The sequence below is a fragment of the Escherichia sp. AM3 genome (assembly GCF_032029835.1).
GTDB lineage: Bacteria > Pseudomonadota > Gammaproteobacteria > Enterobacterales > Enterobacteriaceae > Escherichia > Escherichia coli.
On the sequence record NZ_JAVUPQ010000663.1, the window covers coordinates 1 to 369 of the forward strand.

At 57.2% G+C, this 369-nt stretch carries 1 protein-coding gene; it reads left to right on the forward strand.

Features of this window, described 5'->3' with window-relative positions:
- Positions 1-369 (forward strand): MsnO8 family LLM class oxidoreductase (locus RTW80_RS27770; protein WP_312721335.1); only part of this gene is annotated, 369 nt, incomplete at both ends.

Below are 369 nucleotides of genomic sequence, written 5' to 3' on the forward strand. Positions count from 1 at the left end.
CACTCTCTCGATCTCGCCCGTCTGGCTGAAAAGCGCGGCTATCATCGCTACTGGCTGGCAGAACACCACAATATGACTGGCATTGCCAGTGCTGCCACGTCGGTATTGATCGGCTATCTGGCGGCGAATACCACCACGCTGCATCTGGGGTCTGGCGGCGTGATGTTGCCTAACCACTCACCGTTGGTCATTGCAGAACAGTTCGGCACGCTTAATACACTCTATCCGGGGCGAATCGATTTGGGGCTGGGTCGTGCTCCGGGTAGTGACCAACGGACAATGATGGCGCTACGTCGTCATATGAGCGGCGATATTGATAATTTCCCCCGCGATGTGGCGGAGCTGGTGGACTGGTTTGACGCCCGCGAT